The sequence below is a fragment of the Pseudomonas sp. R38(2017) genome (assembly GCF_002112395.1).
Classification (GTDB): Bacteria; Pseudomonadota; Gammaproteobacteria; order Pseudomonadales; family Pseudomonadaceae; genus Aquipseudomonas.
Genome location: NZ_NEHN01000013.1, coordinates 65,491 through 90,178 on the forward strand (window position 1 = coordinate 65,491; position 24,688 = coordinate 90,178).

Annotated in this window: 23 protein-coding genes, 1 pseudogene and 1 riboswitch; of the genes and pseudogenes, 14 read left to right on the top strand and 10 right to left on the bottom strand. The window is 60.7% G+C overall.

The genetic code is table 11. From position 1 onward, the window contains the following. The first annotated feature begins 12 nt into the window (after positions 1-12). Both CAF87_RS26610 and CAF87_RS26615 read left to right on the top strand, forming a co-directional pair. Entirely contained in the window at positions 13-492 is a 480-nt protein-coding gene (locus tag CAF87_RS26610) for a hypothetical protein (protein ID WP_085733638.1), read from the top strand. A 63-nt stretch (positions 493-555) separates the two neighbouring features. Further along, positions 556-843: a PA4642 family protein gene (locus tag CAF87_RS26615; RefSeq protein WP_085700871.1), complete on the top strand. Its 288-nt coding sequence runs from the start codon at positions 556-558 to the stop codon at positions 841-843. Between the two features lie 75 nt (positions 844-918). Here CAF87_RS26615 and mqo read toward each other — a convergent pair whose 3' ends face one another. Next, positions 919-2,427 carry a malate dehydrogenase (quinone) gene (mqo, locus tag CAF87_RS26620; protein ID WP_085733639.1) on the bottom strand — a complete coding sequence of 503 codons (1,509 nt, stop codon included), beginning with the start codon at positions 2,425-2,427 and terminating at the stop codon, positions 919-921. A gap of 736 nt (positions 2,428-3,163) precedes the next feature. Then, the gene (locus CAF87_RS26625; protein WP_085733640.1) at positions 3,164-3,397 is read right to left on the bottom strand and encodes a hypothetical protein; all 234 of its coding nucleotides are present in this window, start codon (positions 3,395-3,397) and stop codon (positions 3,164-3,166) included. Positions 3,398-3,588: 191 nt separating this feature from the next. Here CAF87_RS26625 and CAF87_RS26630 point away from each other — a divergent pair, with 191 nt between their 5' ends. After that, positions 3,589-4,173, top strand: coding sequence for a YajG family lipoprotein (locus tag CAF87_RS26630; protein ID WP_085684758.1), 585 nt, complete (start codon positions 3,589-3,591; stop codon positions 4,171-4,173). Between the two features lie 57 nt (positions 4,174-4,230). Here CAF87_RS26630 and CAF87_RS26635 read toward each other — a convergent pair whose 3' ends face one another. After that, positions 4,231-4,437, bottom strand: coding sequence for a hypothetical protein (locus tag CAF87_RS26635; protein WP_039766399.1), 207 nt, complete (start codon positions 4,435-4,437; stop codon positions 4,231-4,233). Between the two features lie 193 nt (positions 4,438-4,630). Between CAF87_RS26635 and CAF87_RS26640 the strand changes: the two genes are divergently transcribed. Further along, positions 4,631-4,903 (top strand): hypothetical protein, encoded by a 273-nt coding sequence (locus CAF87_RS26640; RefSeq protein WP_085733641.1) that lies wholly within the window; start codon positions 4,631-4,633, stop codon positions 4,901-4,903. Between the two features lie 49 nt (positions 4,904-4,952). On the opposite strand, the gene CAF87_RS26645 is transcribed toward CAF87_RS26640, so the two are convergent. Further along, positions 4,953-6,119: a 1-acyl-sn-glycerol-3-phosphate acyltransferase gene (locus CAF87_RS26645; protein WP_085733642.1), complete on the bottom strand. Its 1,167-nt coding sequence runs from the start codon at positions 6,117-6,119 to the stop codon at positions 4,953-4,955. Positions 6,120-6,258: 139 nt separating this feature from the next. Between CAF87_RS26645 and CAF87_RS26650 the strand changes: the two genes are divergently transcribed. The 3 genes from CAF87_RS26650 to CAF87_RS26660 are packed head-to-tail and all read left to right on the top strand — an operon-like array spanning position 6,259 to position 7,371. Next, positions 6,259-6,441, top strand: coding sequence for a CPXCG motif-containing cysteine-rich protein (locus CAF87_RS26650; protein ID WP_085709318.1), 183 nt, complete (start codon positions 6,259-6,261; stop codon positions 6,439-6,441). A 9-nt stretch (positions 6,442-6,450) separates the two neighbouring features. Continuing rightward, the gene (locus tag CAF87_RS26655; RefSeq protein WP_085709319.1) at positions 6,451-6,711 is read left to right on the top strand and encodes a putative signal transducing protein; all 261 of its coding nucleotides are present in this window, start codon (positions 6,451-6,453) and stop codon (positions 6,709-6,711) included. Between the two features lie 36 nt (positions 6,712-6,747). Beyond that, a complete protein-coding gene (locus CAF87_RS26660) occupies positions 6,748-7,371 on the top strand; it encodes an SOS response-associated peptidase (RefSeq protein ID WP_085733643.1) in 624 nt (207 codons plus the stop codon). Positions 7,372-7,375: 4 nt separating this feature from the next. Here CAF87_RS26660 and CAF87_RS29815 read toward each other — a convergent pair whose 3' ends face one another. Next, positions 7,376-8,218 (bottom strand): methyl-accepting chemotaxis protein, encoded by an 843-nt coding sequence (locus CAF87_RS29815; protein ID WP_371850996.1) that lies wholly within the window; start codon positions 8,216-8,218, stop codon positions 7,376-7,378. Positions 8,219-8,230: 12 nt separating this feature from the next. Next, positions 8,231-9,517 (bottom strand): annotated as a pseudogene (locus CAF87_RS29820) (HAMP domain-containing protein); the annotation flags it as partial. A gap of 263 nt (positions 9,518-9,780) precedes the next feature. Here CAF87_RS29820 and CAF87_RS26670 point away from each other — a divergent pair. Beyond that, positions 9,781-10,599, top strand: coding sequence for a M48 family metallopeptidase (locus tag CAF87_RS26670; protein WP_085733645.1), 819 nt, complete (start codon positions 9,781-9,783; stop codon positions 10,597-10,599). Positions 10,600-10,643: 44 nt separating this feature from the next. Here the strand turns inward: CAF87_RS26670 and CAF87_RS26675 are convergent, their stop codons facing one another. The 3 genes from CAF87_RS26675 to CAF87_RS26685 form a co-directional block, all read right to left on the bottom strand. Beyond that, entirely contained in the window at positions 10,644-11,228 is a 585-nt protein-coding gene (locus tag CAF87_RS26675; RefSeq protein WP_085733646.1) for a TMEM165/GDT1 family protein, read from the bottom strand. An 88-nt stretch (positions 11,229-11,316) separates the two neighbouring features. Further along, positions 11,317-11,439, bottom strand: a riboswitch (yybP-ykoY riboswitch). Between the two features lie 40 nt (positions 11,440-11,479). Then, the gene (locus CAF87_RS26680) at positions 11,480-12,478 is read right to left on the bottom strand and encodes a class I SAM-dependent methyltransferase (protein ID WP_085733647.1); all 999 of its coding nucleotides are present in this window, start codon (positions 12,476-12,478) and stop codon (positions 11,480-11,482) included. Between the two features lie 33 nt (positions 12,479-12,511). Beyond that, positions 12,512-13,477 (bottom strand): 2-hydroxyacid dehydrogenase, encoded by a 966-nt coding sequence (locus tag CAF87_RS26685; protein WP_085733648.1) that lies wholly within the window; start codon positions 13,475-13,477, stop codon positions 12,512-12,514. A gap of 91 nt (positions 13,478-13,568) precedes the next feature. Here CAF87_RS26685 and CAF87_RS26690 point away from each other — a divergent pair, with 91 nt between their 5' ends. Then, positions 13,569-14,198, top strand: coding sequence for a LysE family translocator (locus tag CAF87_RS26690; protein WP_085733649.1), 630 nt, complete (start codon positions 13,569-13,571; stop codon positions 14,196-14,198). Here CAF87_RS26690 and CAF87_RS26695 read toward each other — a convergent pair. After that, positions 14,182-14,955 carry a helix-turn-helix domain-containing protein gene (locus CAF87_RS26695; protein ID WP_085733650.1) on the bottom strand — a complete coding sequence of 258 codons (774 nt, stop codon included), beginning with the start codon at positions 14,953-14,955 and terminating at the stop codon, positions 14,182-14,184. The two genes, CAF87_RS26690 and CAF87_RS26695, sit on opposite strands and share 17 nt — an antisense overlap. 96 nt (positions 14,956-15,051) lie before the next feature. Here CAF87_RS26695 and CAF87_RS26700 point away from each other — a divergent pair, with 96 nt between their 5' ends. From CAF87_RS26700 to CAF87_RS26720, 5 genes are all read left to right on the top strand, one after another. Continuing rightward, the gene (locus CAF87_RS26700; protein ID WP_085733651.1) at positions 15,052-16,236 is read left to right on the top strand and encodes an MFS transporter; all 1,185 of its coding nucleotides are present in this window, start codon (positions 15,052-15,054) and stop codon (positions 16,234-16,236) included. A 147-nt stretch (positions 16,237-16,383) separates the two neighbouring features. Then, the gene (locus CAF87_RS26705; protein WP_085733652.1) at positions 16,384-18,066 is read left to right on the top strand and encodes a fatty acid--CoA ligase; all 1,683 of its coding nucleotides are present in this window, start codon (positions 16,384-16,386) and stop codon (positions 18,064-18,066) included. A gap of 336 nt (positions 18,067-18,402) precedes the next feature. Continuing rightward, positions 18,403-20,292: a DUF1302 domain-containing protein gene (locus tag CAF87_RS26710; RefSeq protein WP_085733653.1), complete on the top strand. Its 1,890-nt coding sequence runs from the start codon at positions 18,403-18,405 to the stop codon at positions 20,290-20,292. A 27-nt stretch (positions 20,293-20,319) separates the two neighbouring features. Further along, complete coding sequence (locus tag CAF87_RS26715; protein WP_085733654.1) at positions 20,320-21,684, top strand: DUF1329 domain-containing protein; 1,365 nt, start codon at positions 20,320-20,322, stop codon at positions 21,682-21,684. 170 nt (positions 21,685-21,854) lie between these two features. Beyond that, the gene (locus CAF87_RS26720; protein WP_085733655.1) at positions 21,855-24,590 is read left to right on the top strand and encodes a LuxR C-terminal-related transcriptional regulator; all 2,736 of its coding nucleotides are present in this window, start codon (positions 21,855-21,857) and stop codon (positions 24,588-24,590) included. The last annotated feature ends 98 nt before the right edge of the window (positions 24,591-24,688 follow it).

Sequence of the window (24,688 nt, forward strand, 5' to 3'; positions counted from 1 at the left end):
CCGGAGCCTGTCATGAGCCTCTTGATCCGCAGCTGCGCCGCCCTGTTGCTGACCCTCAGCCTGCCCCTGGCCGCCGCCCCGATGCACAGTCAATTCCTGCCGCCCGACGACCTGACCCTGCGCGATGCCGAACCCGAGCAGCAGCAACTGTTGCAGGTCACCGATTATTCCGTGGTGGTCGGCGCCCAGCGCCAGTCCAACCAGCAGCCGATTCCGGTGACATCGCCATTGATGATCCGCCTGAAGGGCAAACCCTTGAACAAGGGCGCGACGATCAATCAGGTGCTGGTCAGCTTCGATGGCGAAAGCAAAAGCCTGAAAAAGCCGGTGTACGACGACAAGCACAAGACCCTGACCCTGTTCTATCCGCTGGCCCAATACCGGGTGATTATCGATCTGCTGCGTAATGACACCGTGTACGTGCAATTCCTCAGCTACGCGAACGGCCACATCTGGGCCGATCTGCACACCGGCAGTACGCGTGCGCGTTGAGCCCCGTGCCCGGGCGGGGGTAAACTGCCCGCCCCGTGAAATGTCTGCGAGCTGGAGTCGGCAATGCGTAAAGATAAGAAACAAGTGATTGGTGACGAGATCGGCGATGAGCAGATCAAGCTGTTCCTCGATTTTGAGCCGGTCGACGCCACCTCGCCGTCGCTGCACAAACTGGTCAAGGCTTACCGTGGCCTGCGCATCGACGATTTCGAGCGTTTCCTGACGTTCTTCGTTGCAGCCGGTTATGACCTGGATGGCAAGGACGAGCACGGCAAGACCTTCGTCGACCAGATCCGCGATCAGCGTAACGCTGCGGAATACATCGAGTTGATCGAGAAAGCACGCGGCTGATAGCTCGCGGTTTTCCCGAGGCATAAAAAAACGCCCCGCACTCACCGAGTGCGGGGCGTTTTTCATGGAGCCGAATCAGGCGTAGCTTTCGGTCTCGTTACTGGCTTCGACCAGTTCCAGCGCGACGTTGTTCTGCGCGTTGATCTTGCGGTACAGCGCAGCGTCGGTCTCCAGGACCTTTTCACGGGCCGGGAAGATTTCCGCCAGTTTGGCAGCCCACTCACCCTTGGCCTTGGCCGGGAAGCATTTCTCGATCAGTTCCAGCATGATCGAAACGGTCACCGAAGCGCCTGGCGAAGCGCCGAGCAGGGCAGCGAGGGATCCGTCCTTTGCGGCCACCAGTTCGGTACCGAACTGCAGGATGCCACCCTTTTTCGGGTCTTTCTTGATGATTTGCACCCGTTGGCCGGCCACTTCCAGGCGCCAGTCTTCGGCTTTCGCCTCGGGGTAGAAACGACGCAGGGATTCCAGACGCTGTTCCATCGACTGCATCACTTCGCTGACCAGGTACTTGGTCAGGTCCATGTTGTTTTTCGCCACGGCCAGCATCGGGCCGATGTTGCCGGCGCGAACCGACATCGGCAGGTCCATGAAGGAGCCGTGCTTGAGGAACTTGGTGGTGAAACCTGCGTATGGCCCAAACAGCAGCGACTTCTTGCCGTCGACCACGCGGGTGTCCAGGTGCGGCACGGACATCGGTGGCGAACCCACGGCAGCCTGGCTGTAAACCTTGGCCTGGTGATGCTTGACCACTTCCGGGTTGTCGCAACGCAGCCACTGGCCGCTGATCGGGAAGCCGCCGAAACCTTTGCTCTCTTCGATGCCCGAGGCCTGTAGCAGCGGCAGGGCTGCGCCACCGGCGCCGAGGAACACGAATTTGGCGTCGACTTCACGGCTGCTGCCGCTGTTGACGTCCTTGATGCTGACGGTCCAGCCATTGGCGTTACGCTTGAGGCCGGTCACGCGTTTGCAGTATTTGACCTGGGCATCCGGAGCGCTGGTCAGGTGCTTGAGCAACTGATTGGTCAGTGCGCCGAAGTTGACGTCGGTGCCGTTGATCACGCGGGTGGCGGCGAGCACCTGGTCTTTTGGACGACCCGGCATCATCAATGGCATCCACTCGGCCATCTTCGCCTTGTCTTCGGTGTATTCCATGTCGGCGAAGGCGTGATGCTTGTGCAGCGTGTTGAAGCGTTCCTTGAGGAACGAAACGCCTTTTTCGCCTTCGACGTAGCTCAGGTGCGGCACCGGGCTGATGAAGGATTTGCACGATCCAAAGGTGCCTTTCTTGGTCAGGTACGACCAGAACTGCTTCGACACCTCGAACTGGGTGTTGATGTGCACGGCTTTCTTGATGTCGACGGTGCCGTCGGCAGCCTGCGGCGTATAGTTCAGCTCGCACAGGCCGGCGTGGCCGGTACCGGCGTTGTTCCACGGGTTGGAACTCTCCGCGGCACCGGAATCCATCAGCTCGACGACTTCCAGCTTGATCGCCGGGTCGAGCTCTTTGAGCAGGACTGCAAGGGTGGCACTCATGATGCCGGCCCCAACCAGAACTACGTCGACTGCTTCGTTATGCGCCATTTAACGCGTCTCCAAAATCTGCAGCACCAAATTGTCGGCATGGCTGCCAGGTATCCGAGGCAGGTCAGTTGCGCCCCAGGAACCCATGGCCAGGTTTGCCATGTCCGAATCTTCGCAATTTTTCGCAACTTCGACGGATGCGTGCGGCCTGGCTTCAAGAGTCACATGAACTCATTTCAGCACGTGGCTGGCAATTCGACTTATGGTCGAGACATCCGTTTGTGCAACCAAATCCGTAGCGGACAGGCTTCAGGCTCCGGTCTTCGAGGCGTACCCGTTCCTGTGTCGTTGGGCTGTTTCAGACGCTAATGGTGCATGTTCAGACGCAAAACTATTCATTTGCTCGCCACACTCTTGTGAAGTTGTGAAAACCCGTTTTTTTCACGCTCTTTTGAAGACGTGAACCTCAAAAAGGGCTGTCCGGGCCTGGCACCTTGCCCGGAAGGATTGCCGCCACGCGATACATGGGCAGGCAAAACGGGCAAACAACTCAGTGACCGAGCGTCATGACAGCTCTGCAGATTCGCGAAAAGCGGGGAATTGCCAGGGAAACAGCAAGCACGCCAGCTTCACTCGATCTGTGTGGGCGGCTCTCTGTGGGCGATTTTGATGCCAATGCAAGCGCATTGACGCTGTTGCGGGGCCCGATCAGGAGACGTCCTTATAATCGGGGGGAGATTGTATCGAAGAAATGCGGGGAGTTGGTCGAGTTTAATGACTTTTATTAGGCATCCGGTCAGATGCTCAACATCGCCTGGGCCCTTGCGCGAGGGCGGTGCTGTTCGACCCGGGCGCTGGCCGGCAGAGGCTGGTGCAACCAGTTGAGGCGGATTTCCTCGATTTCGACCCAGCCGTCACCCATTGGCTGCAGGCTGCACTGTTTGAAAGCCTGGCAATGGCCATTGTGGTCGAGCAGGGCGAAGCTGCGGTGCAGCGGACGTGGAGCGAACAACGAGATCAGATAGCGCATGGTTTATGTTCCTTCTGGAGATCTGTGACGAAGATTGTCAAAAGACCGTGAAGCGAACATGTAAGGGCGGTGAACAATCTGTGACAGGAACCGCGTGCACCGGGGTTTGTCAGAGATTTCAGTGCTGGTGACCCGCAGTGGCCCACCGCTATACTGCGGGCCTGTCTGTGCCTGATTCTGGAGAGAAGAGCATGTTGCAACGCCTGTTGTTCGGTTTGATCACTGTGACCAGTTTGACCCTGGTTGGCTGCGCCCACAGCCCGCAACAACTGAGCCCGGAACCGAAGCTGACCACTCAGCTGGCACCGGTCGGCCATGGCCAGCCTGTCGTGGTTCGCGTAGTGGACGGTCGTCCGTCGCCAACCCTCGGCACCCGTGGCGGCCTGTACCCGGAAACCAGCGCCATCACTGTGCAGCGTGAGCAGATCCTGCCGAAGTTGCAGGCCCAGGCCGAAGCGGCCGTGCGTCTGCTGGGCTTCACCCCGTCCAACGGCGCGATGAACGCTCCACAACTGACCGTGACCCTGACTGAGCTGAAATACCAGTCGCCGAAAGAAGGCATGTACGTGACCGAGGCCACCATCGGCGCGACATTCCGCTCCGACGTGCAGAGCGGCAACCGTCGCTACAGCGGCCGTTACGGTGCCTCGCTGGATCAGCGTTTCGGCATGGCGCCGAACCAGGAAACCAACACCAAACTGGTCAGCGATGTGCTGAGCGATGCGCTGACCCGTCTGTTCAAGGACCCGAGCATCGGCCAGATCCTCGCCGAATAAGGCATGCGCCAGATGTGAAAAAGCCCGGAGCCAGTGATGGCCCCGGGCTTTTTTCATTCAAGCGGCTTGCGAATAGAAGTCGAGGACGCTGACGCCGGTCAGCAGATCGGTCTCGGGCAAGTCCGCATGCTGGTGTCCGCCGAGGGCGCAGTAAACCAGCCAGTGGCGGTCCTGAACATTGAAGGCCAGGCTACCGACGAGGGTCTGTTGTTCGTCGGACGGGGAGATGAGGTACAGGCGATCCTGGTTTTCAGCGTGAAGCATGTCGCATTCCGTTTACGTTTCGAGGCGCGCAGGGTGACCGAAAAAAATGACGATGCCGTGACACAGGACAGCCATCGGTCGATTGATGGGTTATTTGTCGCAAAGGGTAGGGCACCAAGGGAGGGTTTCGGTAGAATCCGCGCCGCGGTCGTCGGTCTGGCGTTCGCCATTCCGGTCTAGATTGAGGTCTGTGATGCACTTGATGACGCTGTTTACCGCCCATCCCGCCAAACTGATCAACCTGTTGGCCCTGCTGTTGGCCTTCCCGGGCAGTTGGCTGTTGCACGCGACCCGTCGTCGTGAACAACGGGCGATGGCCAGTATCGCGGCCCAGCGCCAGAGTCGGCCGGATCAAGAACCGGTGCTGGACTGGGCGACCCTGCGCATGAACCGGTTTTTCTATCGTTTCGGCTTCGCCTGTCTGGGGTTGGCGTTACTGATTTCCTGGATCAGTACTCGCTACTGAACGAAAAACGGCGCCCGAAGGCGCCGTTCTTGTATGTGCTCGAAACCGCTTACAGCGGCAATCCAGCCTTGACCCGGTACTGATTGCGTACCGGCGTCGCATATTGCAGCACCAGATACGGACGATGCTCCTCAGGGCAGGCGTCCAGACGGCTTTGCCATTCCTCCCGGGCCTTGGCCAGTTCCTCGGCACCGAACAGGTCGGCAGCCTTCGGCACGTTCAACTGCGGATCGGCATCCGCCCACTGCGCGTACGCCAGGTAATGCACCGGGAACAACCGGTAGCCGCCGAGAATCTGCTTGTCCATCTCGACCGCCAGTTGCTTGGTGTCTTCGAACAGCTCGGTGATCGGCGCGGCGAAGTTCACGTGCACCCGGCCCTTGTAGCCGGTGATGCCCTTGGCGATGCTCACGTCATCCTCGCCCGGCGCCTTGCTGTAGGTACCGGTGGTGGCGCGGATGTACAGCTCGCGGGCCTTGGCCTGGTCGCACGGATCGTATTCGTAGCTGATCGATACCGGCGTCAGGTTCAGCGACTGGATGACCTCGCCGAACGGCTCGTCCTTGCGGCTCATGTGGAACATCTTGAGGATCGCCGACTCGGTACGGTCGTCGCCGTCCTTGGCCCGTCCTTCGGCCTGGGCGATCCAGATCGAGGCGCAATCGTTGCGGATCGAGTGGTTGATGTAGGCCGACAGCAACTGGTACGCGGCCATTTTCTCCCGGCGCCCGGTGATCGAGCGGTGCACGATGAAGCTTTTGTTCAAACGCATCAGGTCGCTGACGAAAGGCTTTTGCAGCAGGTTGTCTCCAATCGCGATGCGCGGCGTCGGCAGGCCGGCGTGGTACACCGCATAATTGACGAAGGCCGGGTCCATCACGATGTCGCGGTGGTTGGCGATGAACAGGTAGGCGCTGCCGGACTTGAATTGCTCGACACCGGTGTAGGTCACGCCATCGGTGGCGCGCTCGATGGTGTGGTCGACGTAGAACTCGACCTTGTCCTGCAACGTCGCCACCGACGTCACGTCGGCAAACTCACGACGCAGCCGATGGGCTATAAGTGGTTTGAGCATCCAGCCGAAGGCTCCGGCAAAACGCGGGAAGCGGAAGTGGGTGAGGATATCTAGAAACGCCTTGTCGCCGAGCAGTCTTGCCAGTACCGCAGGTACTTCGCTGTCGTCGTAAGGTCGGATGGCATCGAATTCGCCCATCATGCTCTCTTGTTGGAAACGGCTAGGGTAAGTAAAGGTTTTGATCGAAAACGAACGGGGCACGGTCTGAAAAAGTAGCCAGACAAAAATAGCCCTGCAAATAGACCGGCGATTATACGCACAAGTCACCCGGGAGACCGCGATGCTGGAAAGCGCACTGTATGAATGTCCGTACTGTGGGGAGGAAGTCGAGACGACAGTGGATCTGTCGGCGGGTGATCAGACCTATATCGAAGACTGTCAGGTGTGTTGCCGGCCGATCACCTTTGTGTTGCAGGTCGATGGTCAGGACTGGTTTCTGGAAGTGTTCAGCGAAAACGAGTGAGGTGCGCCCATGCAGCGAATCTACGAGCCGGAAAACCTGATGGAAGGCGAAATGCTCAAGGGCATGCTCGCCAGCGAAGGCATCGAGGCGCATCTGGTCGGGCGCGATTTGCTCGGTGGTACGGGCGAGTTGCCGATCTTCGGCCTGCTGGGGCTTTCGGTCGAGAACGATCAGGCTGAATACGCCCGCGAACTGATCAGCGCGTACAATGCCGCGCTGCCGCTGCCCGGCGATGAACCGGAGAGCTTCCCCGGTACGCTGGTCTGTTAGGCTGGCGTTCGTTTTATTCTTGAGTCGTGCTGCCCCATGTGTGGACGTTATGCTCTGTTTCGCTGGAACCGCGACTTCGCGGCGCTGCCAGGTTTTCCCGCCGATCAGCAGGCGCAGTGGAACATTTCCCCCAATGATTCGGTGTTGATGCTGCGTGCCGAGCCTGATGGCCAGCGCACCCTGGCCCGTGCCCGCTGGGGCCTGACGCCGCCGTGGCTGACCGATTTGTCGCGCACCCCGGCCCACGCCCGTGCCGAAACCGTGGCCGAACAGCCGATGTTCCGTGAGGCCCTGCGCCTGCGTCGTTGCCTGCTGCCGGCCAACGGTTTCTACGAATGGCGCGGCAATGTGCGCAAGCAGCCGTACTGGCTGACACCGGGGGAAGGTTCTTCGCTGTTTTTTGCGGCGATCTGGGAGGCGTATCCGGTGCAGGAGCAGGTGTGGCTGAGCGCCGCAGTGATCACTCAATCAGCGGCCAGTCAGCGCCGGCCGTTGATTCTTGATGAGGCGGGGCAGGCGGCGTGGCTCGACCCCGAGACGCCGCTGCACGTTCTTCAAGGCCTGCTCGCCAGCGAACCCGCCGCCTTGCGCGAGCGGGTGCTGGCGAACCTGGTCAATGATCCGAAACTCAACGGGCCGGAGTGCCTGACTCCGGCCTGATTGATCAGACCTTGAACTGATTGATCAACCGCCGCTGCTGCTCCGCCAGTTTGGTCAGATCCGCACTCGCCGAACTCGACTCATCCGCGCCACCCGCCACTTCATTCGCCACCTGACCAATATTGATCACGTTGCGGTTGATGTCGTCGGCCACCGCGCTCTGTTCCTCGGCGGCGCTGGCGATCTGGGTGTTCATGTCATTGATCACCGAGACCGCCTGGGTGATGGTCTCCAGCGCTTCGGCCGCCTTGGCCGCGTGCTGCACGCTTTCATCGGTGCGGTTCTGGCTGTCTTCCATGACCCGCACCACATCGCGGGTGCCCTGTTGCAGTTGCTGGATCATGCTCTGGATTTCTTCGGTGGCCTTCTGGGTCTTCTGCGCCAGGTTGCGCACCTCGTCGGCCACCACCGCGAAACCGCGACCCTGCTCACCGGCACGGGCGGCTTCGATGGCGGCGTTGAGGGCCAACAGGTTGGTCTGCTCGGCGATCCCGCGAATGGCGATGAGGATCGCGTTGATGTTTTCGCTGTCTTTGGCCAGCGTCTGCACCACGTCCACGGCCTTGCCGATTTCGACGGCCAGCACACCGATCGAGTTGGAGGTGTCGCGCACGATCTGCATGCCCTGGCTGGCGGCCTGATCGGCATGGCTGGCGGCTTGCGCGGCCTGGGTCGCGTTGCGCGCCACGTCCTGCGCCGTGGCGGTCATTTCCTGCACCGCGGTGGCGACCTGATCGATCTCGGCCATCTGCTTCTGTATGCCGATATTGGTACGGATCGCGATGTCCGCCGTGTGCTCCGAGGAGTCGCTGACGCTCTGCACCGACGACACCACCTGCGTGATCATCGCCTGCAGCTTGGCGAGGAAGGTATTGAAGCCTTTGGCGATTGAACCGAGTTCGTCTTTGCGATCACTGCTCAAGCGACGGGTCAGGTCACCTTCACCCTGGGCAATGTCATCGAGCATGGTGACCATTTGCTTCAGCGGTCGGGCGATGCCGTGGCCCACCAGCCAGATCACCAGCAGGCCAAGGCCGGCAATGAGCAGGCCGACCATGGCCATGCCGAACGTGTCGGATTTGCGCTGGGCGTCGAGGTCGCCTTGCAGCTTTTGCAGATCGGCCATCACCGCATTCAGTGGCAGTTGCAGCATCAGGGTCCAGCGCGCATCGGTCTGGCCGATGCCGAACGGCAGATACAACTCGATCCGCCCCGCCTCTTTATTGACGGAATAGGTCACTTCGCCGCGCTTGAGATTGGCCATGTTGGCAATTTGCTGGGCGTCGAGAATGTCGCTGACCTTCTCGCCGAATTTGCTCGGGTCCTTGGTGTAGGCGACGATCCGGCCGTTGCCGCCGATCAGGGCCATTTGCCCGGCACCGCCGTACAGTTTCTGGTTGGCGCCAAGGAGCATTTCCTGGATGAAGTTCACCGACAGGTCGGCACCGACGATGCCCTGGAAGGCGCCGTTGAGCATGATCGGTTCAATGAAGGAGGCGAGCATGACGATCTTGTCGCCGACCTTGTACGGCGCCGGATCGATCACGCAGGATTTTTTGGTTTCCTTCGAGCACAGGTAGTACTCGCTGGCGCGCACGCCGGTGGACAGGACTTTCTGGTCGTCGACGTCCACCAGTTTGTCCAGGCCCAGAGTGCCGTCGTCGTTGCGGAACCACCACGGCAGGAAGCGCCCGTTGGCGGTGTCGATGCCGACCACGCTGGTGCCGACGTAGGCCGCGTCGTTGTGGTCCAGTGCGTTTTTTTCCCAGCCGATGTAGGTGCCGAGAATCTTCGGGTTCTTCTCGACGTTTTCCTTGATCAGGCTGATCAGTTGCTCGCGGCTGACGGTCAGTCGCGGCTGGCCATCGGCACCCGGCGTGCCGAGCAGGGCGTTGACCCGCACCAGTCCGCCGGCAATCAGCAGCGGCGCTTCGAGCTCGCGCTGGATCTGGCTGACCTGGGTCTGCGCCAGCGAGGTCAGGCGCTGTTCGATGACTTGTTCGAACTGGGCCTGGGTCCGTTGTTGGACCATCTCTTGAGTGCGGGCGCCGGAGAACAGCGCATAGAGCACGAGCGCAGCCACCACGCTGAGAACGATGGCGCCGGCCAGGGCGGCCACGGAAAACTGGATCGACTTGAATTTCATGGAAGCTCCGCACGCAAGAGGACGTCTGCGTTGCTGTATCGGCAGCCACTATTGCGCCATGAGGTGAAGTACGCGCAATTGAAGGCGGATGTCGCAAATGGAGCAGTGCGCGACGCAGATGCGCAGGGCATGTCGGCGGATATGAATTTTTTCCTACATGGCCGGCGGGCGCCTTCTGAAAGTGGGTGCAACACGTCCGTTGTATCTGGCGTCGATACAATTACCCGCCTAGGATACGCGGCATGTTTTCAGGGAGCTTTTGAATGAACAAGACATTGGTTGTAAGTGCACTGAGCGCAGCGCTGTTGCTGTCCGGTTGTCAGTCGGTCAACACCACCAGCGGCGGTGCCGTGGGCGTGGAACGCAAGCAATACATGTTCAGCATGCTGTCCTCGCAAGAGGTCGACCAGATGTATGCCCAGTCCTATCAGAAGACCGTTGGCGAGGCGTCCAGCAAAGGCGTGCTGGACAAGACCAGCAACGAAGCCAAGCGGGTTCAGGCGATTGCCAACCGCTTGATCGCCCAGGCGCCGAACTTCCGTCCGGATGCCGCGCAATGGCAGTGGGAAGTGAACCTGATCAAGAGTGACGAGCTCAACGCCAACTGCGGTCCTGGCGGCAAGATCATTTTCTACACCGGGCTGATCGACAACCTGAAACTGACCGACGATGAAATCGCCGCGGTCATGGGTCATGAAATCGCCCACGCCCTGCGCGAGCACGGTCGTGAAGCAATGTCCAAGGCCTATGGCATCGAGATGGCCAAGCAGGGTGCCGGCGCGTTGCTCGGTCTGGGTCAGGACAGTCTGGCGCTGGCCGATACCGTGGCCAACTATGGCATGACGCTGCCCAACAGCCGCGCCAACGAGAACGAGGCCGACCTGATCGGTCTGGAACTGGCTGCTCGCGCCGGCTACAACCCGAACGCCGCGATCACCCTGTGGAACAAGATGAGCAAAGCGTCCGAAGGTGCACCTCCGGAGTTCATGAGCACGCACCCGGCATCCTCCAGCCGGATCGCCTCGTTGCAGGCGGCGATTCCGAAGGTCATGCCGCTGTACGAGAAAGCGCCCAAGTCCTGAAGCAATGATCGCTCCCGCACTGAGTGTGGGAGCGATCTGCCGGATCAGACCCAGCCGCTACTCTGCATCGCCTTGTACACCGCGACGATCGCCAGAATCATGAACGCCGAGGCGGCCAGTCGACGGATCAGGGTCAGCGGCAGTTTCTCCGCCGCAAAGTTACCCGCCAGAACCACCGGCACGTTGGCAATCAGCATGCCCGCCGTGGTGCCGATGATCACCAGCCACAGTTCCGGGTATTGCGCAGCCAGCATCACGGTGGCGATCTGGGTCTTGTCGCCGATTTCCGCGAGGAAGAAGGCTATCAGGGTAGTCAGGAACGGACCGAACTTGCGGGCGGTGCTGGCTTCATCGTCGTCCATCTTGTCCGGCACCAGCGTCCACAGGGCGGTGGCGGTGAAGCTCGCGGCGAGAATCCAGTGCAGGACCGAATCGGAGAAGAAGCTACCGAACCAGGCGCCTACCGCACCGGCTGCCGCGTGGTTGGCCAGGGTCGCAGCGACGATACCGGCAATGATCGGCCAGGGTTTGCGAAAGCGAGCGGCGAGAATCAGCGCGAGCAGTTGCGTCTTGTCGCCGATTTCGGCCAAGGCAACGATTGCGGTGGGAACGAGTAACGAGTCCAGCATCAGGATTTCCTAAGGGGCGGGTCGACACGGCTATGACACGTACAGCCTTCCCGCCCCGGGTAAGGTGTGCGTGTCATAGGTCTTGTCAAACCCTGCGATCCGTCTGCTGCGGACGCTTGGGTCGCATACGCCATGATCTGAGGATCAAGTATGTTGACGTATGCCGGACGAGCTTGGCGCTCGTGGGAGACTACTCCCCTAGGACGGAGCGGATTCTGCCTAGGCGCAATCCATTCGGCAAGTGCTAATTTTCAGCCGCGCTTGGCCCGGTAAATCCGGAATCCGTTGCCTTCGGCCTTGATTGCACACACGCCCAGATGCTCTTCGATCAATGGCTGATACTTCAGGAAGCTGTTCGCCACCAGGCGCAGTTCGCCGCCGTTTTTCAGATGTTTGGCCGCTTTTCGCAGCAAGTTTTCAGTCGCGAAATAGTCGGTATGAACACCGACATGGAACGGCGGATTGCTCAGAATCGCGTTCAAACCCATCGGCGCTGCCTCGATGCCGTCACCGGTCAGTACCTCGGCTTCCAGACCGTTGGCTGCCAAAGTCAGACGACTGCTGGCGGCAGCGAAGGCATCAACGTCCAGCAGAGTGACCTGATTGTGCGGGTAACGACGTTTGACCGCCGCGCCAAGTACGCCGGCACCGCAACCGAAGTCCAGCAGATGACCGCTCGGCAGCTTGTCCAGATGCTCCAGTAGCAGGGCACTGCCGCGATCCAGTCGGCCATGGCTGAACACGCCCGGCAGGCTGATGACTTTCAGCGGGCCTTCGGCCAGCGGCAGTTCGTAAGTCTGGGCCAGGCTTTCCAGGGATTTGGCTTGCGGGGCATTGGCCACCGTCACTTGCCACAACTGGCAGTGACGCGCACTGTCGAGCTTGCGCGGCTTGCCGAACGGGTTGAGTTGCTTGGACGCGCCTTCGATGCCGCTGCGTTTTTCCCCCACCAGGAACACTTCACGCCCGGCCAGGCGTGAGGCCACGGCGTTGAGAATGTAATCGGTCAGGTCCTTGGACTTGGGCAGGAACACCACCGCGCTGTCGAACTCGCGCTCCGGCACATTCACGCCGAAATGGCTGCGGCCTTCGAAGCGTGCATCGAGCGCGGCCTGATCGCCCGCATGCCAGCACCAACCGAAAGCATTGGGCAGGCGCCCGAGCAGATCATCGGCGGGCAGGCCGGCCAACAACAGCGAACCCTGGAATAACTCGACCTGACGAAGCAGTACTTCACTGCGCGGATCCATAACTGCTCCTGTGAAAAAAAGTGCCGCAGTTTATCAACTGACGACCCGCAGCGCCTTACCGCTGTAGAACGCCTGGGTGTTTTCCACCAGTTGGCCGACGATTCGCTGCCGCGCTTCGCGACTGCCCCAGGCGTTGTGCGGGGTGACGATCAGGCGCGGGATGTCGGCGGCCAGCAGCGGATTTCCCTGGGTCGGCGGTTCGACGCTCAACACATCGGTCGCCGCACCGCCCAGATGACCATTGCGCAGTGCATCGGCCAGGGCTTGCTCGTCGATCAGCCCGCCACGGGCGGTGTTGACCACGAAAGCCCCCGGTTTCATCGACGCCAGCTCGCGGACACCAATGAAATGCCGGGTGTGTTCATTGAGCGGGCAGTGCAGGGTGAGGGCGTCGATCTGCGGCAGCAGTTCCTCCAGTGGCAAGCGATCCGGGCGCGCCGGACGCCCCGGAATCTGCCCCAGCAACACGCGCATGCCAAAGGCTTCGGCCAGACGAGCAACCGCGCCGCCGAGTTCACCGTGCCCGAGCAGGCCGAGGGTTTTGCCTTCCAGTTCGACGATCGGGTAGTCCAGCAGGCAGAACTGTTTCGCTTGCTGCCAGCGTCCTTCACCGACGGCTTTTTGATAGTCCGCCAGCCGTGTGGCGAGGTTGAGCAACAGCATGATCGTGTGTTGCGCCACCGACGGTGTGCCGTAACCCTGGCAGTTGCACACGGTAATGCCGTGGGCACGGGCGGCGGCCAGATCGATGTTGTTGGTGCCGGTGGCGGTGATCAGGATCAGTTTCAATTGTGGGTTGGCGGCCAAGGCGGCGGCATCGATCAGGATCTTGTTGCTGATGGCCACAGTCGCGCCTTGCAGGCGTTCGGCTACCTGCGCAGGCAGTGTCTGGGCGAACAATTGCAGGTCGCTGAAGCAGGCGCGCAACGGCTCGAGGTCAAGGTCACCGAGATCCAGGGAAGGGTGATCGAGGAATACGGCGCGGTGGTCGTTCGTCATCAACTGTACCTGTTGTGCTTTGAAGGGAAGGCGTAATCTGCCGAGCCTACCAGATGAAACAAAACGTTACGCTTGGCCGAAAGGAGCCCCCATGTACTGGACCGAGTTCTTGACCGTAGCACTGATCCACCTGCTGGCCGTCGCCAGCCCCGGCCCGGACTTTGCCGTGGTAGTGCGCGAGAGCGTGACCCACGGGCGTCGCGCCGGCACCTGGACGGCATTGGGTGTGGGCACGGCGATTTTCCTGCACGTCGGTTATTCGCTGCTGGGCATCGGCCTGATCGTTTCCCAATCGATCGTGCTGTTCAACGCTTTGAAATGGGCCGCCGCCGCTTACCTGCTGTACATCGGCTACAAGGCCCTGCGCGCGCAACCGGCCAAGAACGTGACCGACGATCTGCACAAAGAGGCCGGCGAACGCACCGCCCGTGGCGCCTTCACCTCAGGCTTCGTGACCAACGGGCTGAACCCGAAAGCCACGCTGTTCTTCCTGTCACTGTTCACCGTGGTGATCAACCCGCACACGCCACTGGCGGTGCAAGCCGGTTACGGGATTTATCTGGCCGCCGCCACCGCCACCTGGTTCTGCCTGGTCGCAATGTTGTTCAGCCAACAGCGTGTGCGCGCCGGTTTCGCCCGCATGGGACACTGGTTCGACCGCACCATGGGCGCCGTGCTGATCGCCATCGGCGTGAAACTCGCGTTCACCGAGATGCATTGATCGAACTGAGCTGGTTCAGGGCGTTGAGGTACTCCCGGGGATTGTCCCCGAGCAAACGGCGGAACATCGCGCTGAACGCCCGCGCGCTGCCGTAACCCAGATCCCGCGCCACGCTCTGCACGCTGTCCCCGGCGAGCAGGCGGGGCAGGGCTTCCATCAGGCGCAATTGCTGGCGCCAGGCATTGAAATTCATCTGCAGTTGTTGCTGGAACAGCCGCGCCAATGTGCGCGAGCTGGCCCCGACCTGCTGCGCCCAGTCTTCCAGGGTATTGGGATGATCCGGTGTGCGCAGCAGCGCCAGGCAAATGTTTTGCAGGCGCCGGTCGCTTGGCATCGGGATGTGCAGCGGCAGGTTTTCGAGGCCGGCCAGTTCTTCGAGCATCAATTGCTGGATCAGTGGGTTGCCGGCGTGGGGCGGGCCCTGCACCGCGCGCAGGATCAGTTCGCGCAGCAACGGTGTCACCGCCAGCACGCAACAGTGTTGCAGGCTGGCCGGCGACAGTTCGGGCGCGATGAACAATGAACGCATCTGCACATCGCCGGACATGAAGATTTCATGGCCGACTTCCGGTGGAATCCACACCGCGCGGGTCGGCGGTATCACCCACGCACCTTGTGCCGTGACCACCCGCATGACACCGCTCACCGCATACAGCAACTGCGCCTCGCGATGCAGGTGCAATGGCTGGTGTGCGCCGTCCAGGTAATCCCGTGGATAGGCACTCACCGGGCCGTGTTCGAAATGACTGATCAACATGTCCGGTTCGCTGACTTGTATGGCAGGAATGCGCTTTTTCGCCAACTTAGCATAAGTGCTCACCCTCATCTGTTCACCACAAGAAAGCGTGCCGCGATGAATCAATCCAGAAATGTCATTCGCTACATCAACGCAGCCCATGTGATCGATCACATGTTCATGCTGATTTTTCCCGCCGCTGTGCTCGGCATGACCCAGGCCTTCGCCCTCGACTACGCCGCGTTGATCGGCCTGTCCCTGGGCGGTTTCATTGCGTTCGGCGCCTGTTCGCTACCGGCTGGCTGGCTGGGCGATCACTGGAGCCGGCGGCGGATGATGCTGGTGTTTTTTTTCGGCATCGGTGTTTCGGCAATCCTCACTGGCCTCAGCAACAGCCCGACGATGCTGGTCATCGGTCTGACCCTGGTCGGGGTTTTTGCCGCGATCTATCACCCGGTCGGCACGGCGATGCTGGTGGCTTACGCGCAGAATCGAGGGCGAGAGATCGGTATCAACGGCATGTGGGGCAACCTGGGCGTGGCGTTCTCGGCGCTGATCACCGGGCTGTTGGTGGCGCAGTTCGGCTGGCGCTCGGCATTCCTGATACCGGGTGCCGTGGCCATCGTGCTGGGGATCGGTTTTGCCTTGCAGGTCCGTGAGGAGCCGATCCCAAAACGCCCGCATAGCGCGCTCAAGGGCGCCGGCGGCCAGCGCATTTCGATGGTGATGGTGTTCGGCGTGCTGGCACTGGCCACGGCCACCGGCGGCGTGGTGTTCAACGCCACCACCATGACCTATCCGAAACTGTTTCAGGAGCGCTTGCATGACCTGTTCGCCTCGCCGCAGACCCTTGGTGTGGTGGTGAGCCTGACGTACGCGTTCGGTGCGGTGGCGCAGTTGAGCATCGGGCAATTGCTGCACCGGGTCAGTTTGAAATGGCCATTTGTGGTGCTGACGCTGTTTCAGGCACCACTGCTTTATGCCATGGCTTACGTCGATGGCTGGGCGGTGATCGCGCTCGGAGCGGCGTTCATGTTCGTGGTGTTCGGCCAGGTGACGGTGAACGATTCGATGGTCGCCAATTTTGTCGCGCCGCAATGGCAGTCCCGGGTATTTGCCCTGCGTTACTGTTTATCGTTCGGTGCCAGTGCGACGGCGATTCCGCTGATTTCCTATGTCGAACCGCGCCATGGTTTTGTGGGGCTTTACCTGATTTTGGCCGGATTTGGCGCTTTGACGTTCCTGGCGGCAGTGGTTTTCCCACGTACGCCTTCCGAAGCGGCTGTAGGGCAAACGGCCTGACCGGTGATGAAATCCGACAAATGCTGGCGCTGGGCTAGCATTTGTACGGCTCTGCAAATCATTCCTTTGGCTGATTTGGCTGGCGTATAAGGGTTCTAGAGTACAAAACTCCAACGCCAACACCGTGCAGTCAGAAAAGGGATTCTTATGTTGCAGACTCGCGTTATTCCGCCCGCCGAAGGGGCCTACCAGTATCCATTGCTGATTAAACGGCTGCTGATGTCGGGCGCCCGTTACGAGAAAACCCGCGAGATCATCTACCGTGACCAGTTGCGCTACAGCTATCCGACGCTGATCGAGCGGGTCGCGCGACTGGCCAACGTACTGACGGCAGCCGGCGTAAAGGCCGGCGATACCGTGGCGGTGATGGACTGGGACAGTCATCGCTACCTGGAATGCATGTTTGCCATTCCGATGATCGGCGCGGTGATTCACACCATCAACGTGCGCCTGTCGCCGGAACAGATCCTCTACACCATGAATCACGCCGAGGACCGCTTCGTGCTGGTCAACAGCGAGTTCGTCGGGCTGTACCAGGCTATCGCGCCGCACCTGACCACGGTGGAGAAAACCCTGCTGTTGACCGATCTGCCGGAGAAAACCGCAGATCTGCCGAATCTGGTCGGCGAGTACGAGCAACTGCTGGCGGCCGCGAACCCGCAGTACGACTTTCAGGACTTCGACGAAAACTCGGTCGCCACCACGTTCTACACCACGGGCACCACCGGCAATCCGAAAGGTGTGTATTTCACCCATCGGCAACTGGTGCTGCACACTATGGGCGTGTCGACCATCATGGGCGCCATCGACAGTGTGCGGCTGCTGGGCACCAACGACGTGTACATGCCGATCACCCCGATGTTCCACGTGCATGCCTGGGGCCTGCCGTATGTGGCGACCATGCTCGGGCTCAAGCAGGTTTATCCGGGGCGTTACGACCCGGAATTCCTCGTCGAATTGTGGCGCAAGGAGAAGGTCACGTTCTCTCATTGCGTGCCGACGATTCTGCAAATGGTGCTCAACGCCAAGGGCGCGCAAGGAACCGATTTCGGCGGCTGGAAAATCGTCATCGGCGGCAGCGCGCTCAATCGCACGCTGTATGAAACGGCCAAGAGTAAGGGCATCCAGCTGACCGCCGCCTACGGGATGTCGGAAACCGGGCCGTTGGTGTCGTGCGCGCATCTGAACGACGAGCTGATGGCGGGCACCGAAGACGAACGCACGACTTACCGGATCAAGGCCGGGGTGCCGGGGCCATTGGTCGAAGCGGCCATCGTCGATGGCGACGGCAATTTCCTGCCGGCCGATGGCGAAACCCAGGGCGAACTGGTGCTGCGTGCGCCGTGGCTGACCGAGGGCTATTTCAACGAACCGCAGAAGGGCGCCGAGCTGTGGGCCGGCGGCTGGCTGCACACCGGCGATGTCGCGACGCTCGACAGCATGGGCGTGATCGACATCCGCGACCGGATCAAGGACGTGATCAAGACCGGTGGCGAATGGATTTCCTCGCTGGACCTCGAAGACCTGATCAGTCGCCACGTCGCGGTACGTGAAGTAGCAGTGGTGGGCATCGCCGATCCGCAGTGGGGCGAGCGCCCGTTTGCCTTGCTGGTGATCCGCGAAGGGCACGCCATCGGGGCCCGTGAGCTCAAGGAACACCTCAAGCCGTTCGTCGAACTGGGGCACTTGAGCAAGTGGGCGATTCCGAGTCAGATTGCGCTTGTTACTGAAATTCCCAAGACCAGTGTCGGCAAGCTCGACAAGAAGCGCATCCGCCTCGACATCACCGAATGGCAGGCCAACAACAGCACCTTCCTCTCGACACTCTGAGTGTCCCCTGGCGCGCCGAAAACGGCGCGCCAGGCCCACCAAGCAAGCGCTTGGCTTGTGAAATCCAGAAAATCAGCCATCCTTGCCGGGCCGACCTGTGTCGGACTGGCGAAAGGACTGTTCCAGAGTGGCCGGCAGCTGCAAATCACACTTTAGAGGGATCAAGCAGTACCCCCTGCTGGCTATAGTCCGCTCAAGGATTTTTAAGAACGGGGCGCACGCACAAACGGGGCGATGCAACATTGAAGTGACTTCGGGAGCCCCCTGGTTCCCGGTCCTTCAGGCGTTTTTAAAAGTACTCACTGCCATAACAATAATGCACATGGAGTAGCGTCGATGACCTCAGTAAACCAGTTCTGGCGCCGGGCAAAACTGCCTCTGGCGGTCAGTCTTGCCTCCACGCTCGCCGGGCCCGCATTCGGCGTCAGTTTCAACGTCGGTGAAATCGAAGGCCAGTTCGACTCCTCGCTCTCCCTGGGCATGAGTGTTTCGACCCAGCAGCCGAACAAGGATCTTATTGGTGTCAACAACGGCGGCCGGGGCCTGTCCCAGACCTCCGACGACGGTCACTTGAACTTCAAGAGCGGGCAAGCGTTCTCGAAGATCTTCAAGGGCATCCATGACCTCGAACTGAAATATGGCGACACCGGTGTCTTCGTCCGGGGCAAGTACTGGTACGACTTCGCGCTGCAGAACCAGGACCTGGAATACAAGGACGTCAGCAACCACAACCGCGACGTGGCAGCCCGCTCTTCGGGCGGCCAGATTCTCGATGCGTTCATCTATCACAACTACGCCATTGCCGATGAGCCGGGTTCGGTGCGTCTGGGCAAGCAGGTGGTGAACTGGGGTGAAAGTACGTTCATCGGTGGTGGTATCAACTCGATCAACCCGATCGACGTTTCCGCGTTCCGCCGCCCTGGGGCCGAGATCAAGGAAGGCCTGATTCCGGTCAACATGTTCTACCTTTCCCAGAGCATTACCGAAAACCTGTCGGCAGAAGGCTTCTATCAGATTGACTGGCAGAAGACCGTGACCGACAACTGCGGCACGTTCTTCTCCCAGCCTGACATCGTGACCACCGGTTGCGACGACAACCTGCGAGTGCTGAACAAACGTTCGACCATTCCAGGCGTTGCCCTCGGTCCATTGGCTGCGGCCGGTGTCGACGTCAACGAAGAGGGCGTACTGGTGCGCCGCTCCCCGAACCGCAATGCGCGGGACAGCGGGCAGTGGGGCGTGTCCGCCAAGTACATGTTCGATCCGCTGGCCACCGAATTCGGTGCCTACTTCATGAATTACCACAGCCGTGCGCCGATCTTCAGCGCAACCGGTGCGCCACAATCGATCTACAACGGCGTCAAGGCACTGCCTGGTCCGTTCCAGGCGCTGGGCCCTCTGGTGGTGGCGGGTAACTCCGAATACTTCATCGAATACCCGGAAGACATTCGCCTCTACGGTCTGAGCTTCTCCACCACCCTGCCTACCGGTACGGCGTGGAGCGGTGAGATCAGCTACCGGCCGAATGCGCCGGTGCAACTGAACTCCACCGATATCCTGTTCGCCGGTGTGCGTCCGTTGGGCGGCGCGCTGACCAACGCCTCGATCCTCAATGGCGTTCCGGGTCAGGACCTGCACGGTTATAACCGCAAGGAAATCACCCAACTGCAAACCACCCTGACGCACTTCTTCGATCAGGTCATGGGCGCCAACCGCCTGACCCTGGTGGGTGAAGTCGGTGTGACCCACGTCGGCGGTCTGGAGAGCAAGTCCGAGGCCCGCTACGGTCGCGATCCGGTCTTCGGTCCGGGTGAACTGCCGTCCACTGGCGGTCTGAACACCTGCTCGCAGATCCTCAACACTTCGACCATCAACGGTGCCGGGCCTGGCGCTTCGACCAGCAACCGCTCCAGCAATTGCGACAATAACGGCTTCACCACGGCCACTTCCTGGGGCTATCGCGCCCGTGCCATCTGGGATTACAGCGACGTGTTCGCCGGTGTGAACCTGAAGCCGAACGTGGCGTGGTCCCACGACGTCAAGGGTTACTCCCCAGGCCCTGGCGGCAACTTCGAGGAAGGCCGCAAGGCCATCAGCCTCGGGCTGGATGCCGAATATCAGAACACCTATACCGCCAGCCTGGCCTACACCAACTTCTTTGGTGGCGAATACAGCACGGTGGATGATCGCGACTTCGTTGCCCTCAGTGTTGGCGTGAACTTCTAAGTACAGTTTTTCAGGACGAACAAACCTATGAAAATAACAAAGAATCTGTTCCACGCCGGTGTTCTGGGGCTTTCGCTGCTGGCGACCAGCGTGATGGCGGCAGTACCTGCCGCCGAAGCCGACAAACTGGGCAAAAGCCTGACCCCGATGGGGGCCGAGATGGCGGGCAATGCCGACGGTTCGATCCCGGCTTGGAAGCCGCTGGCGAAGAATGCCGGCACCGTCGACAGCAAAGGCTTCCTGTCCGATCCGTATGGCAGTGAGAAACCGTTGTTCACTATCACCGCGCAGAACGTCGACCAGTACAAGGACAAGCTTGCGCCGGGCCAGTACGCGATGTTCAAGCGTTACCCGGATACCTTCAAGATGCCGGTCTACCCGTCCCATCGCGGTGCCACCGTGCCGGATGACGTGTTCGCCGCGATCAAGAAAAACGCCACGACCACCACGCTGGTGGCCGGTGGCAACGGTCTGGAAAACTTCCAGACCGCCATCCCGTTCCCGATCCCGAAAGACGGTCTGGAAGTCATCTGGAACCACATCACCCGCTATCGCGGTGGCAGCGTGACCCGTCTGGTGACCCAGGCGACTCCGCAGACCAACGGCTCGTTCAGCCTGGTGTATTTCCAGGACCAGTTCGTGTTCCGCGACAAGATGAAGGACTACGATCCGGCCAACCCGGGTAACGTGCTGTTCTACTTCAAGCAGAAAGTGACCGCGCCGGCTCGTCTGGCAGGTACCGTGCTGCTGGTGCACGAGACTCTCGACCAGGTGAAAGAGCCGCGCAAGGCCTGGGTCTATGCGACCGGTCAGCGCCGTGTGCGCCAGGCACCACAAGTGTCCTATGACGGTCCGGGTACTGCGGCGGACGGTCTGCGTACCTCGGACAACCTGGACATGTACAACGGTGCACCGGATCGTTATGACTGGAAGCTGGAAGGCAAGAAGGAGATGTACATTGCCAACAACAGCTACAAGATCGATTCGCCGACGCTGAAGTACGCCGACATCATCAAGGCCGGCCACATCAATCAGGACCTGACCCGTTACGAGCTGCGCCGCGTCTGGCACGTGGTGGCTACCCTGAAGCCGGGTCAGCGTCACATCTACGCCAAACGTGACTTCTTCATCGATGAAGATACCTGGCAGGCAGCGGTCATCGACCACTACGACGGTCGCGGTCAGCTGTGGCGCGTCGCCGAGGCCCATGCCGAGGACTACTACGACAAGCAAGTGCCGTGGTACGCGCTGGAAACCCTGTATGATCTGCAATCCGGTCGTTACCTGGCACTGGGCATGAAGAACGAAGAGAAACAGGCTTATGACTTCGGCTTCTCTGCCACCAAGAGCGAATTCCAGCCGGGCAACCTGGGCCAGGACGGTATCCGCTAAGCTGTAACCCGAGGCCGCATCCTCGAAAAAACGCCCCGACTGGTTCGGGGCGTTTTTTTTGCGTGGTGATTTTGTAGCCATTTGTAGCAACAACTTCATATGTACGCCGTTTAAGGCTAGTCTGCGGACATCTGCTACGCCGCCAACAGCCATTCGAACAAGAGCCGGCCATGACTGATCTGTCCCCACTTCCGGGTCCTGCAAGCGTTGCCGTCGCGGCACTGGACGGACGCTTTTTCCGTCCTCCGCTGCCTGACGGATACGTGATGCGCCCCCGCCTCTGCGAGCGCCTGCAAGCCGGGCTCGGTGGGCGTCTGTTGCTGGTCTGCGCCCCGGCCGGGTTCGGCAAAAGCTCGCTGGCCGTGGAGTTCTGCCAAAACCTGCCGAGGGATTGGCAAAGCCTGTGGCTGGGGCTGAGTGCCCGGGACAGTGACCCGGGGCGCTTTCTCGAGCGCTTGCTCGAAGGCTTGCAGGACTACTTCCCGGAACTCGGCAGCCGTGCACTCGGCCTGTTGAAAATGCGTCAGCGTCATCAGCCGTTCGCCTTCGAAGAATGGCTCGATGGCCTGCTCGATGAGCTGGCACTGCACCTGCAACCAGCCTCGCCACTGTTGTTGGTGCTGGACGATTACCACCTCGCCCAAGGCCCGGTACTGGATCGTTGCCTGCAATTTTTCCTCAATCATTTGCCCGATGGCCTGCTGGTCATGGTAACCAGCCGTCAGCGGCCGGATTGGCATCTCGCCCGTCTGCGCCTGTCGCGACAGTTGCTGGAACTGCATGAACAGGATCTGCGCCTGACCCACGACGAAGCGCTGGCGTTGCTTGATCGGCACAGCAGTTCGTTACGCGGTGAAGCCCTGGAAAACCTGATTCAGCGCAGCGAAGGTTGGGTGGCCGGGCTGCGCTTCTGGTTGCTGGCGGTGTCCGAGGCCGGGAGTGACGCAGCGTTGCCGCAGGCCTTGAACAGCGGGGAAGGGCTGATCCGTGATTACCTGCTCGAAGAAGTCATCGACTGCCTGCCGGCCGAGGTGCAGGCGTTTCTCTACGACACCGCGCCGCAGGAACGCTTTTGCAGCGAGTTATGCGACGCGGTGCGCGAATCCCACGACAGTACCGAGATTCTGCGCTTCCTGTTGGCGCATCAGGTGTTTCTGGTGCCGCTGGATGAACACGGACACTGGTATCGCTATCACCATTTGTTTTCCGATCTGTTGCGCAGCAGGCCGATAGCCCGGGCGATTGTGCCCGCGGCAACACTGCACCTGCGTGCCTGTCGCTGGTTCAATGCCCAGGGCCTGCTCGATGAGGCCGTGGAGCAGGCGTTGCGGGCAGGGCATCTGGACGTGGCGGCGAATCTGGTCCAGAACCTGTCCGAGGAACAATTGCTCGCCGAGCAGAACGTCGGCATGTTACTGCGCTGGAAGATGGACTTGCCCGACAGTCTGCTGATCAGCACGCCACGCCTGATCGTGTTGTACAGCTGGGCACTCGGGCTGGCGTGCCAGCTCGACGCAGCCGAAGAACTCGCCAGTCACCTGAGCCGCTTTCTGCCGGCGCCATCGGCCACGGCACAAAAATCCATGCTTGCCCAATGGCTGGCGCTGAAGGGCATCATCGCCCGTGGCCGAGGCCATCGCGAGCAGACCATCGAGTATTGCAGCGAAGCACTGGAGAGCCTGCCGGCCAAACGATACGGACAGCGCCTGATGTGCCTGTCGACTTTGTCCAATCTGGCGATTGCCGATGGCGATCTTTGGCGTGCCCGCGGATTGAACCGCGAATCCCTGGAGCTGGCGCAGCGGGTCGGCAATCCGTTGTTCGAAGCGCTGGCCCATTACGACCGTGCGCGGGTGTTGCAGGCGCGGGGCGAAATCGAACGGGCGCTGGATGAGGTTCATCAGGGGCTGGACCGGCTGCAAGGGTTGTCTGCGCAACGGTTGTATGCGGTGCGTGCACGGCTCACCTTGTACGAAGGTTTTCTGTTGGCAATGCGCCTGCAGCCACAGGCGGCACTCTCGCGTCTGCTGGCGGGGCTGAGCGAGGCGCGGGCCTGTCGCGATATCAGTGTACTGATCGGCCACTGTGTGATTGCACGACTGGACGGGAGCCGTGGGGAGTTCGCCAAGGCTTTCGCCGAACTGGCGGAAGCCGAACGATTGATGCACATCTGGGACGTCCCGCCGATCTACTACCTGGCGATGATTACCCTGGTCAAATGTGAACTGTGGTTGGCGCAAGGGCGTACTGATCTGGCCGAAGCGTGGCTGGCGCGCCTGGGCCAGACCTACACCGGCGAACGCGCGGCGGCTCCACCGGAGTTCCATCCACAACTGCCGCTGCATGTCGAGTTGCAACAGGCCCTGCTCGATGTGATTCAGGGTCAGCCGATGCTCGCCGAAGGACGCTTGAACGTGTTGTTGGAAAACGGCCAGCAAACGGGTCGTCAATTGTTGAGTGTGATGGCGTTGACGCAAAAAGTGGCACTGCTGCTGGTGAACGGGCGCGAGCCGGAGGCCCGCAAGGCATTGGCCCAGGCGCTGGAGGCCGCCGATGGTGGGGTGTTGCAACCGTTCGACGTGTTGATCAACGAACACCCTGACTGGTTGCGTGGCCAACTGCTGCTGATCGTGCCGAACCTTGTCGGGCGGCAACTGCTGGAGCATTTTCCGGCGAACGCCGTGCGTCCCCCTGCGGATTGCTCAACGGCCGAGCAGCTCAGTGGTCGGGAACTGGCTGTATTGCGTCTGATCGCTCAAGGTTGCTCGAACCAGGAAATCAGCGAACAACTGTTCATTTCGCTGCACACGGTGAAAACCCATGCCAGCCATATCAACAGCAAATTAGGGGTCGAGCGCCGCACGCAGGCGGTGGCGCGGGCCAAGGAATTGGGTGTGCTGAGCTGACCGCAACAAATGCCGGCCAATAAAAAACGCCCCGAATCAGTCGGGGCGTTTTTTGTTTCCGTTCCCGGCCTGTTTCACTGGCCGGGAACCCATGGGAC

Bases quoted from the DNA above. Each gene is read 5' to 3' on its own strand.
- CAF87_RS26610 (WP_085733638.1), top strand. From the start codon at position 13: ATGAGCCTCTTGATCCGCAGCTGCGCCGCCCTGTTGCTGACCCTCAGC.
- CAF87_RS26615 (WP_085700871.1), top strand. From the start codon at position 556: ATGCGTAAAGATAAGAAACAAGTGATTGGTGACGAGATCGGCGATGAG.
- mqo (WP_085733639.1), bottom strand. From the start codon at position 2,427: ATGGCGCATAACGAAGCAGTCGACGTAGTTCTGGTTGGGGCCGGCATC.
- CAF87_RS26625 (WP_085733640.1), bottom strand. From the start codon at position 3,397: ATGCGCTATCTGATCTCGTTGTTCGCTCCACGTCCGCTGCACCGCAGC.
- CAF87_RS26630 (WP_085684758.1), top strand. From the start codon at position 3,589: ATGTTGCAACGCCTGTTGTTCGGTTTGATCACTGTGACCAGTTTGACC.
- CAF87_RS26635 (WP_039766399.1), bottom strand. From the start codon at position 4,437: ATGCTTCACGCTGAAAACCAGGATCGCCTGTACCTCATCTCCCCGTCC.
- CAF87_RS26640 (WP_085733641.1), top strand. From the start codon at position 4,631: ATGCACTTGATGACGCTGTTTACCGCCCATCCCGCCAAACTGATCAAC.
- CAF87_RS26645 (WP_085733642.1), bottom strand. From the start codon at position 6,119: ATGATGGGCGAATTCGATGCCATCCGACCTTACGACGACAGCGAAGTA.
- CAF87_RS26650 (WP_085709318.1), top strand. From the start codon at position 6,259: ATGCTGGAAAGCGCACTGTATGAATGTCCGTACTGTGGGGAGGAAGTC.
- CAF87_RS26655 (WP_085709319.1), top strand. From the start codon at position 6,451: ATGCAGCGAATCTACGAGCCGGAAAACCTGATGGAAGGCGAAATGCTC.
- CAF87_RS26660 (WP_085733643.1), top strand. From the start codon at position 6,748: ATGTGTGGACGTTATGCTCTGTTTCGCTGGAACCGCGACTTCGCGGCG.
- CAF87_RS29815 (WP_371850996.1), bottom strand. From the start codon at position 8,218: ATGATCACGCAGGTGGTGTCGTCGGTGCAGAGCGTCAGCGACTCCTCG.
- CAF87_RS26670 (WP_085733645.1), top strand. From the start codon at position 9,781: ATGAACAAGACATTGGTTGTAAGTGCACTGAGCGCAGCGCTGTTGCTG.
- CAF87_RS26675 (WP_085733646.1), bottom strand. From the start codon at position 11,228: ATGCTGGACTCGTTACTCGTTCCCACCGCAATCGTTGCCTTGGCCGAA.
- CAF87_RS26680 (WP_085733647.1), bottom strand. From the start codon at position 12,478: ATGGATCCGCGCAGTGAAGTACTGCTTCGTCAGGTCGAGTTATTCCAG.
- CAF87_RS26685 (WP_085733648.1), bottom strand. From the start codon at position 13,477: ATGACGAACGACCACCGCGCCGTATTCCTCGATCACCCTTCCCTGGAT.
- CAF87_RS26690 (WP_085733649.1), top strand. From the start codon at position 13,569: ATGTACTGGACCGAGTTCTTGACCGTAGCACTGATCCACCTGCTGGCC.
- CAF87_RS26695 (WP_085733650.1), bottom strand. From the start codon at position 14,955: ATGTTGATCAGTCATTTCGAACACGGCCCGGTGAGTGCCTATCCACGG.
- CAF87_RS26700 (WP_085733651.1), top strand. From the start codon at position 15,052: ATGAATCAATCCAGAAATGTCATTCGCTACATCAACGCAGCCCATGTG.
- CAF87_RS26705 (WP_085733652.1), top strand. From the start codon at position 16,384: ATGTTGCAGACTCGCGTTATTCCGCCCGCCGAAGGGGCCTACCAGTAT.
- CAF87_RS26710 (WP_085733653.1), top strand. From the start codon at position 18,403: ATGACCTCAGTAAACCAGTTCTGGCGCCGGGCAAAACTGCCTCTGGCG.
- CAF87_RS26715 (WP_085733654.1), top strand. From the start codon at position 20,320: ATGAAAATAACAAAGAATCTGTTCCACGCCGGTGTTCTGGGGCTTTCG.
- CAF87_RS26720 (WP_085733655.1), top strand. From the start codon at position 21,855: ATGACTGATCTGTCCCCACTTCCGGGTCCTGCAAGCGTTGCCGTCGCG.